Consider the following 7,140-nt stretch of genomic DNA (forward strand, 5'->3'; position numbering starts at 1 on the left):
CGGTCAGGCGTCTCAGGACTCGGGGTCGGCGACGATCACGACTTTGCCGGTGACGGTGCCGGATTCGGCGAGGGTGAGTGCCCGGGCGGCCTCCCGTAACGGGATTCGGGCCGCGATCTGCGGGTGCAGCGCGCCGCGCTCGGCGAGGTCGAGCACCGCGCCCAGGTCCGTCGCGAGGCGCGACCGGAACCGGGAACGCCGCCGGCGGCCCGCCCAGATGTTGTAGAAGGACGCGCTCCGGTTGTTGGGCAGCGCATTCCACCACAGTAGGCGGGCGAACAGCTTCAGCACCGGCAGCCGGGAATTGCCCTCCTCGTCCTTGGTGGCGGCGCTGCCGTAGGAGACGAGGGTGCCACCGGGCGCGAGCAGCGCGAACGAGTCCACGATGCCGGGGCCGCCGACATGATCGAAGACGGCGTCCACCCCGCCCGGCGCCAGCGCCCGCACCTGGGCGGCCACATCCCCGCGATAGTCCACCGGCAGGGCGCCGAGCTCGGCGACCGCGTCGGCATTGCGCGCCGAGGCGGTCCCGATCACGCGGATTCCCGCCGCGCGCGCCAGTTGCACGAGCGTCGACCCGACGCCACCGTTCGCGCCGTGCACCAGGATGGTCTGCCCCGCACGGGCTTTCGCCTTCCGATGCAGCATCTGCCAGGCGGTGATGCCGTTCACGACGAAGGTCTCCGCGGCGTCCGCGGCCAGGCCCTCCGGCACCGGCACCAGATCATCCGCGGGCACCGCGAGATGGCTGCTCCAGCCGCCGATCTTGGTCAGCGCCGCGACCCGGCGGCCGATCAGGGCCGGATCGACCCCGGCCCCGACCGCCGCCACCATGCCGACGACGTCGTAGCCGGGCACGAACGGAAACGCGGGCTGGTCATAGTATTTGCCGCGCCGCATCTGCTGCTCGGCGAAGGACACCCCGGTCGCCTCCATGCGGACCAGTGCCTCACCGGGGCCGGGCTGCGGCAATTCGCGCGTGGTGACGGTCAGGCCCTCCGGCTCGACGCGTCCGGGCAGCACTACTTCGGTGGCGATGATGTTCGACATGGGTCGATCCCTTCCGGGTGTGTGATCGGTCAATCACTCTTGGATTGAAGAAAACGCCCTCGTCCGAGGGCGTGAGAGGTCAGTCGAAGTGGCGGATGCCCGCGGTAAGGGTGGCGGCCCAGGCGCCTTCGCCGGCGTCCAGGCCGAGGGTCGTGATCAGGTGGCACAACTGCCCGTAGGCCATGAACCGCTGCACCTGCCGGCCGGTCGCGCCGGAACGGGTTTCGGCGAACTCGGTGACCCGCCGCAGGCCGCGGCGCACGGCCTCGGCGATATCGGGCACATCGGCCGCCGAGAGGGCGTGCACCTGCAGCATGAGCAGGCTCTTGTCCACGATCAGTTCGGCGTAGGCCCCGCCCATCTCGTACAGGACCTGCTCCGGATCGCCGCCCGGGGTCCGGGCGGCGCCGGTCGCCAGGGCGCCCTCGACCCGTTCGAAACAGCGATCCAGGGCGGCGACGAACAACTCCACCTTGCTGGGGAAGAGCTTGAACACGTACGCGGGTGAGATTCCGGCCGCGGCGGCGACCGTATTGATCGGCGTCCCATGGAATCCCGTCTTGGCGAACTCGGTGATCGCCGCGTCCAGCACGGCATCCCGTCGAACATCCGAAGTCGAGAGTGCGATCCCGCGTCTGCTCATGTGAGTGACTGTACACTCACTCTCGGGATCTCCGCTAGCCCTCCGACTCGTCGGGAACGGCGAAGGCCGCTTCCAGCGGCGGGAACAGGGCCCGGGCATCGTGACCGGCGAACCAGAGGCCGACCACGAAAGCCGCGGTCGCCTCCAGATATCGGGCCCGGGACAGGCCGCCCGCGGGGATCGGGCGCAGCTTCAGGTCCTCGGCGAGGCCGGAGACGAGCGCGATCGCCGCCTCGTCATCGCCGCAGAGCGGCACCGTCACAGGGCGGCCGTCGAATTCGCGATCAGCGCCCGCCCACACCTCGGCGGCCAGCAGGTTGAACGCCTTCACGACCTTGGCGCCGGGCACCGCGGCCGAGATGCGTTCGGCCACCGCGGGTTCGGAGAGACCGAAGCCGCCGGTGTCCGGGGCGAAAGCATTGGTGCAGTCGATCAGAGTGCGCCCGGTGAGCGCCTCACGCTGGTCGGTGAGGATGTCCGTCAACGCGGCCACCGGCACGGCCAGCAGGGTGGCGTCGCCGAAATTCGCCGCCTCGGACACGGTGGCGGGGCGGGCGCCGGACCCGATCGCGGCGGCGGCCTCCGCCGCTCGCGTGGAAGTCCGTGCGCCGACCACGATCTCGTGCCCGGCCGCGGCCCAGCCGCCGCCGAGAGCGCGAGCCATCTGCCCGGCCCCGATGATTCCGATTCGCATGTCATCTCCTTGGTGTGGCGTGTGGTGACGACGTTAGGAATTCCGAAGCGCACTCCCGGGTGCCCAATGGCGGTGGCAGGGTGGAGGCATGACGGTCGAGAGCATCGAACCGGTGCGGTTCGCCGAATACGGCGGCCGCGAATCGGACTGCCCCGCGCGGCTGGCGGTAGACGTATTCGGCAATTCCTGGCTGACAGTGATCGTTTACACACTTCGTGAGGGTCCGATGCGCCCCGTGGAATTGCGGCGCGCCATCGGCGGCATCAGTCAGAAGATGCTCACCCAGACGCTGCGGCGCATGCAGGCGATGGGATTGCTGGAACATCGCCGATACGCGGAAGCGCCACCGCGCGTTGAGTATTCGCTGACCCCCGCGGGCCGTGATCTGCTGATTCCGATCTTCGCGCTGGGGGAGTGGGCGGACCGCCACGGCGACACCGTGCGCACCGCCCTCTACGGCGATCCGGAGGACTGACCGTCGCCGCGAAAGCGGTTGCCACAGGGGCGCTCAGCTCCCGCGACACGCTGACCGAACATCGCGTGAACACCGGGCTAACGAGGGTGGAAGGACCCATGACCTGCGTGAAACTTCCTGCACCCGGGGTTTGACCCCGCGTCGGCGACCGTACGATTCAAAGTGTGAGCGTTCCACAGGCCGTGCTTTTGGCAGTCCTGGCGGCCGTAGTAGGACTGGCCGTCGGCGGACTGCTCATTCCGTATGTGAACGCTCGTCAGGAGCGGATGCGCGCCGCCACCGATACCGGGCTGACCATGTCCCAGGTGCTGGATCTGATCGTGCTCGCGTCCGAATCCGGCATCGCCGTCGTCGACCAGTACCGGGACGTGGTCCTGGTCAACCCGCGGGCCGAGGAGCTGGGCGTGGTCCACGACCGCCTGCTCGACGAGCGCGCGTGGGCGGCGGTCGAACAGGTGCTGGCCGGGGGCCAGGACGTCGAGTTCGAGCTGACCGCCAAGATTCCCATGCCCGGCCGCGCCCGCCTCGCTGTCCGAGGAGTTGCCCGGCCGCTCTCGCAGGAGAATCCGAACTTCGTGGTCCTGTTCGCGGACGACGACTCCGAACAGGCCCGCATGGAGGCCACCCGCCGCGACTTCGTCGCCAATGTGAGCCATGAACTCAAGACCCCCGTCGGGGCCATGAGCCTGTTGGCCGAGGCGTTGCTGGAATCCGCCGACGATCCCGACTCGGTCCGGCACTTCGGTGAACGCCTGCACGGCGAGGCCCGCCGCATGGGCAAGATGGTCACCGAGCTGATCGCGCTGTCGCGGCTGCAGGGCGCCGAACGGCTGCCCGAGCTCGAGGCCGTCGACGTCGACAGCGTGGTCACCCAGGCCATCGAGCGCTCCCGCACCACCGCCGAGGCCGCGGGCATCACCGTGTCCACCGACGCGGGCAGCGGCCTCGAGGTGCTCGGCGACCAGACCCTGCTGGTGACCGCGCTGTCCAACCTGGTCGAGAACGCCATCGCGTACTCCCCGCGCGGCTCCCACGTGTCGGTGAGCCGGGCGCTGCGCGGCGGCTACATCAATATCGCCGTCACCGACCGCGGCATCGGCATCTCCAAGGAAGACCAGGAACGCGTCTTCGAACGCTTCTTCCGGGCCGACAAGGCGCGCTCGCGTGCCACCGGTGGTACCGGCCTAGGGCTGGCTATCGTCAAGCATGTGGCCGCCAACCACAACGGTGAGATCACCCTGTGGAGCAAACTGGGCACCGGATCGACGTTCACCCTGCGTATCCCGGCCCACCCTGCCGATTCCAACGGGCAGGTCGACAAGAGACTTGCCACCGGCATTCCGGTGGCCAAGAAGGAAAACGGCACGCGCCCCCTCGGGCGGGCCAGAACCAACGGTGTGGAGGCAACCCGATGACGAGTGTGCTGATCGTCGAGGACGAGGAGTCGCTGGCCGATCCGCTCGCGTTCCTGCTGCGCAAGGAGGGGTTCGAGGTCACCGTGGTGGGCGACGGCCCGTCCGCGCTGGCCGAGTTCGACCGCTCGGGCGCGGACATCGTCTTGCTCGACCTCATGCTCCCCGGCATGAGCGGCACCGACGTGTGCAAGCAGCTGCGGGTGCGCGGCAGCGTCCCGGTCATCATGGTGACCGCGCGCGACAGCGAGATCGACAAGGTGGTCGGCCTGGAACTGGGCGCCGACGACTACGTCACCAAGCCCTACTCCTCGCGCGAGCTGATCGCCCGCATCCGGGCCGTGCTGCGCCGAGGCGCCGGCGAGGAGCCCGACAACGGCAGCGAGACCGCGGTGCTCGAGGCCGGGCCGGTGCGCATGGACGTGGACCGCCACACCGTGCAGGTGAACGGCAAGGCGGTGACGCTGCCGCTCAAGGAATTCGACCTGCTCGAATACCTGCTGCGCAATTCCGGGCGCGTGCTCACCCGCGGCCAGCTCATCGACCGCGTCTGGGGCGCCGATTACGTCGGCGACACCAAGACCCTCGACGTGCACGTGAAGCGTCTGCGCTCGAAGATCGAAGCCGATCCGGCCAAGCCCGAGCACCTGGTCACCGTGCGCGGCCTGGGCTACAAGCTCGAAGCCTAGGACCGCCCAGAACGCAGAACCCGCCCGCTTCGAATTCACGAAGCGGGCGGGTTTCGTCTTTCTCCCCGACCAGTTTCCGGGCTTACCCGTTCGGCCGGTGTACTACGCGTTGGGGTCGGACTTCATGGTGTAGACCCACGCCGGGCCGATGCCGGGCAGTTCCTGCTTCTCCAGGATGATCCAGCCCAGGCCGGGGTTGTCCTGCTGCATGCAGTCGTACCACGCGACGTCCGCGCCGTTGCCGCGGCAGGCGATGGTGTGGCTGGTGCCGTAGGGGCTCACCACGATCTGCTTGCCGGCGTCCTTGGCGCCCAGCACGGCCGGGTCGTTGTACACGACGAAATCGGCGGTGCGATCGGAGAACGCGGTCGGATCGGTGTTATCGGCGAACGCCTGCGGGGCAATGGAGATAACCGCACCGGCGGTCAGAGCGGAGACGGCGAGGATTTTCTTGATCATGGCCACGATGTCTAACACGTTCCGGTGAATTCGCAATAGCGGATCGATGTCGTGGGCACTTCCGGCTATTCACAACGCGAGGTCATCGGACCGGCGGTTATGCGAAATATACTTCTGTGCAGCCTGATTGGATTGTCTCCGACCTGCACCGTTTGTTCACCTTCCGGACACTATGACGCGCGCCGCACCGGCGAGACCCACGCCACAAACGAGCACGGGCGTGCCGGGTTCCGGAGAACCCGACACGCCCGATCGCGTGAGGCGATTCGCTAGCTGCTGCCGAAGAGGCCGCTCAGCAGACCGCCCACCAGCTTGCCCGCGCTACCGGTCGCACTGCCGGAGCCGATGCTGCCACCGCCGCCGGTCGACGGCTTGGTGGTGGTCGGTGCCGTCGTGGTCGGCGGCGCGGTGGTGGTCGGCGGGGTCGTGGTGGTCGGCGGGGTGGTGGTGCCGCCCGACACGTTCACGATCAGGGTCTGCGTGCTGCTGCCCTGCGACGCCGTGATGATGTGCTGGCCCGGCGTGGTGGGCTTCCAGGTGACGCTCGAGTGGTACGCCGGCCACGGGATGATGCCGACGCCGTCGGTGAGGCTCACGCCGTTGTCGTTCCAGTTCACCAGCAGGCCGAACGACGCACCGGAGAGATCCGCACTCAGGGTGTAGGTACCCCCGACCGCGGGCGCCGTGTCGGAAATCGTGATCACGTCGACGGTGGCGTTGGCCGCCGGCGCCAGGGCGACCGCGACCGCGGCTGCCGAGGCGACGGCTAGACCGGCCATCCCGGCTCCGAGCGCACGGCCCGGAGAATTGCTGCGCATAGGTACTCCTCTGTTGTTACTAGCGCTTGTGCCCCAAGGGAATTGGGGAGATCGGTCAGAGACCGAAGGGCAGACCGTTGGCGCTACCCGTGCCGCCACCGCTCGGGGGGTTGGTGGTGGTCGTGGGCGGCGTCGTCGTGGTGGTCGGCGGAGCCGTCGTGGTGGTCGGATCCGTCGTGGTGGTGGTCGGGGGGACCGTGGTGGTCGTGGTCGGCGGCACCGTGGTCGTGGTGGTCGGCGGGACCGTGGTCGTGGTCGTCGGCGGCACGGTGGTCGTGGTCGTCGGCGGCGTGGTGGTGGGGCTGCTGACGTTCACGATCAGGGTGTTGGTCGAGCTGCCCTGCTTCAGGGTGATGGTGTGCTTGCCCGGCGTGGTGGGGGTCCAGTCGGTGCTGGAGTGGTTCACCGGCCACGGCACCTTGGAAGGCGGGTCGGTGATCGGGTTGCCGTTGTCTTCCCAGTAGCAGAGCAGGCCGAACTCCCAGCCGCTCAGATTGGCGGAGAGGGTGTAGGTCTGGCCGACGGTCCAGTTCGAGCCCGAGATAGTGATCGAGTCGACGGTCGCGTGGGCCTCGGGGGCCTCGTGGGTGGCCACGGCCAGCGACCCGCCGGCGATGACGGCCAGGCCCGCCAACCCGGCGCCGAGACGGCGAACGGTGGTGGTGCGCATGTGTACTCCTGTGTGTACCAAAGGAATTCGGAGACGAGTCCGGAGCGGGGTCAGAGACCGAAGGGCAGACCGTTGGCGCTACCCGTGCCGCCACCGCTCGGGGGGTTGGTGGTGGTCGTGGGCGGCGTCGTCGTGGTGGTCGGCGGAGTCGTGGTGCTGCTGGGCGGCTCGGTCGTCGTGGTCGGCGGAACCGTCGTCGTGGTCGGGGGCACCGTGGTGGTGGTCGGCGG

At 68.9% G+C, this 7,140-nt stretch carries 9 protein-coding genes; 3 read left to right on the forward strand and 6 right to left on the reverse strand.

Annotation, left to right across the window (positions count from 1 at the left end; all coding sequences use genetic code 11):
* Positions 1–12: 12 nt before the first annotated feature.
* The 3 genes from ACFYTS_RS07955 to ACFYTS_RS07965 all read right to left on the reverse strand — a co-directional run bounded on the left by ACFYTS_RS07955 (position 13) and on the right by ACFYTS_RS07965 (position 2,387).
* Positions 13–1,050, reverse strand: a complete 1,038-nt coding sequence (locus ACFYTS_RS07955; RefSeq protein WP_387302214.1) for a medium chain dehydrogenase/reductase family protein — start codon at positions 1,048–1,050, stop codon at positions 13–15.
* Positions 1,051–1,129: 79 nt separating this feature from the next.
* Positions 1,130–1,693, reverse strand: coding sequence for a TetR/AcrR family transcriptional regulator (locus ACFYTS_RS07960; RefSeq protein ID WP_387302216.1), 564 nt, complete (start codon positions 1,691–1,693; stop codon positions 1,130–1,132).
* 34 nt (positions 1,694–1,727) lie between these two features.
* On the reverse strand, positions 1,728–2,387 hold the full coding sequence (locus ACFYTS_RS07965; protein ID WP_387302218.1) for an NADPH-dependent F420 reductase: 660 nt from the start codon (positions 2,385–2,387) through the stop codon (positions 1,728–1,730).
* 88 nt (positions 2,388–2,475) lie between these two features.
* On the opposite strand from ACFYTS_RS07965, the gene ACFYTS_RS07970 reads away from it, so the two are divergent.
* The 3 genes from ACFYTS_RS07970 to ACFYTS_RS07980 all read left to right on the forward strand — a co-directional run bounded on the left by ACFYTS_RS07970 (position 2,476) and on the right by ACFYTS_RS07980 (position 4,963).
* Positions 2,476–2,862 (forward strand): helix-turn-helix domain-containing protein, encoded by a 387-nt coding sequence (locus ACFYTS_RS07970; RefSeq protein WP_357090942.1) that lies wholly within the window; start codon positions 2,476–2,478, stop codon positions 2,860–2,862.
* A gap of 164 nt (positions 2,863–3,026) precedes the next feature.
* Positions 3,027–4,277, forward strand: coding sequence for an ATP-binding protein (locus ACFYTS_RS07975; protein ID WP_357281882.1), 1,251 nt, complete (start codon positions 3,027–3,029; stop codon positions 4,275–4,277).
* Positions 4,274–4,963, forward strand: coding sequence for a response regulator transcription factor (locus ACFYTS_RS07980; protein ID WP_357090946.1), 690 nt, complete (start codon positions 4,274–4,276; stop codon positions 4,961–4,963). The genes ACFYTS_RS07975 and ACFYTS_RS07980 overlap by 4 nt, the downstream gene beginning before the upstream one ends.
* 102 nt (positions 4,964–5,065) lie before the next feature.
* Here ACFYTS_RS07980 and ACFYTS_RS07985 read toward each other — a convergent pair whose 3' ends face one another.
* The 3 genes from ACFYTS_RS07985 to ACFYTS_RS07995 form a co-directional block, all read right to left on the reverse strand.
* Positions 5,066–5,422: a hypothetical protein gene (locus ACFYTS_RS07985; protein WP_357281881.1), complete on the reverse strand. Its 357-nt coding sequence runs from the start codon at positions 5,420–5,422 to the stop codon at positions 5,066–5,068.
* Between the two features lie 269 nt (positions 5,423–5,691).
* Positions 5,692–6,240, reverse strand: coding sequence for a hypothetical protein (locus tag ACFYTS_RS07990; RefSeq protein WP_357281879.1), 549 nt, complete (start codon positions 6,238–6,240; stop codon positions 5,692–5,694).
* A gap of 55 nt (positions 6,241–6,295) precedes the next feature.
* The gene (locus tag ACFYTS_RS07995; protein ID WP_387302221.1) at positions 6,296–6,910 is read right to left on the reverse strand and encodes a hypothetical protein; all 615 of its coding nucleotides are present in this window, start codon (positions 6,908–6,910) and stop codon (positions 6,296–6,298) included.
* Between the last annotated feature and the right edge of the window lie 230 nt (positions 6,911–7,140).

It is taken from the genome of Nocardia sp. NPDC004151 (assembly GCF_042874235.1).
Taxonomy (GTDB): domain Bacteria; phylum Actinomycetota; class Actinomycetes; order Mycobacteriales; family Mycobacteriaceae; genus Nocardia.

What these genes read in the sequence shown, in the direction of transcription:
- ACFYTS_RS07985 (WP_357281881.1), bottom strand. Translation starts at nt 5,422, where the DNA reads ATGATCAAGAAAATCCTCGCCGTCTCCGCTCTGACCGCCGGTGCGGTT.
- ACFYTS_RS07965 (WP_387302218.1), bottom strand. Translation starts at nt 2,387, where the DNA reads ATGCGAATCGGAATCATCGGGGCCGGGCAGATGGCTCGCGCTCTCGGC.
- ACFYTS_RS07955 (WP_387302214.1), bottom strand. Translation starts at nt 1,050, where the DNA reads ATGTCGAACATCATCGCCACCGAAGTAGTGCTGCCCGGACGCGTCGAG.
- ACFYTS_RS07970 (WP_357090942.1), top strand. Translation starts at nt 2,476, where the DNA reads ATGACGGTCGAGAGCATCGAACCGGTGCGGTTCGCCGAATACGGCGGC.
- ACFYTS_RS07980 (WP_357090946.1), top strand. Translation starts at nt 4,274, where the DNA reads ATGACGAGTGTGCTGATCGTCGAGGACGAGGAGTCGCTGGCCGATCCG.
- ACFYTS_RS07995 (WP_387302221.1), bottom strand. Translation starts at nt 6,910, where the DNA reads ATGCGCACCACCACCGTTCGCCGTCTCGGCGCCGGGTTGGCGGGCCTG.
- ACFYTS_RS07960 (WP_387302216.1), bottom strand. Translation starts at nt 1,693, where the DNA reads ATGAGCAGACGCGGGATCGCACTCTCGACTTCGGATGTTCGACGGGAT.
- ACFYTS_RS07990 (WP_357281879.1), bottom strand. Translation starts at nt 6,240, where the DNA reads ATGCGCAGCAATTCTCCGGGCCGTGCGCTCGGAGCCGGGATGGCCGGT.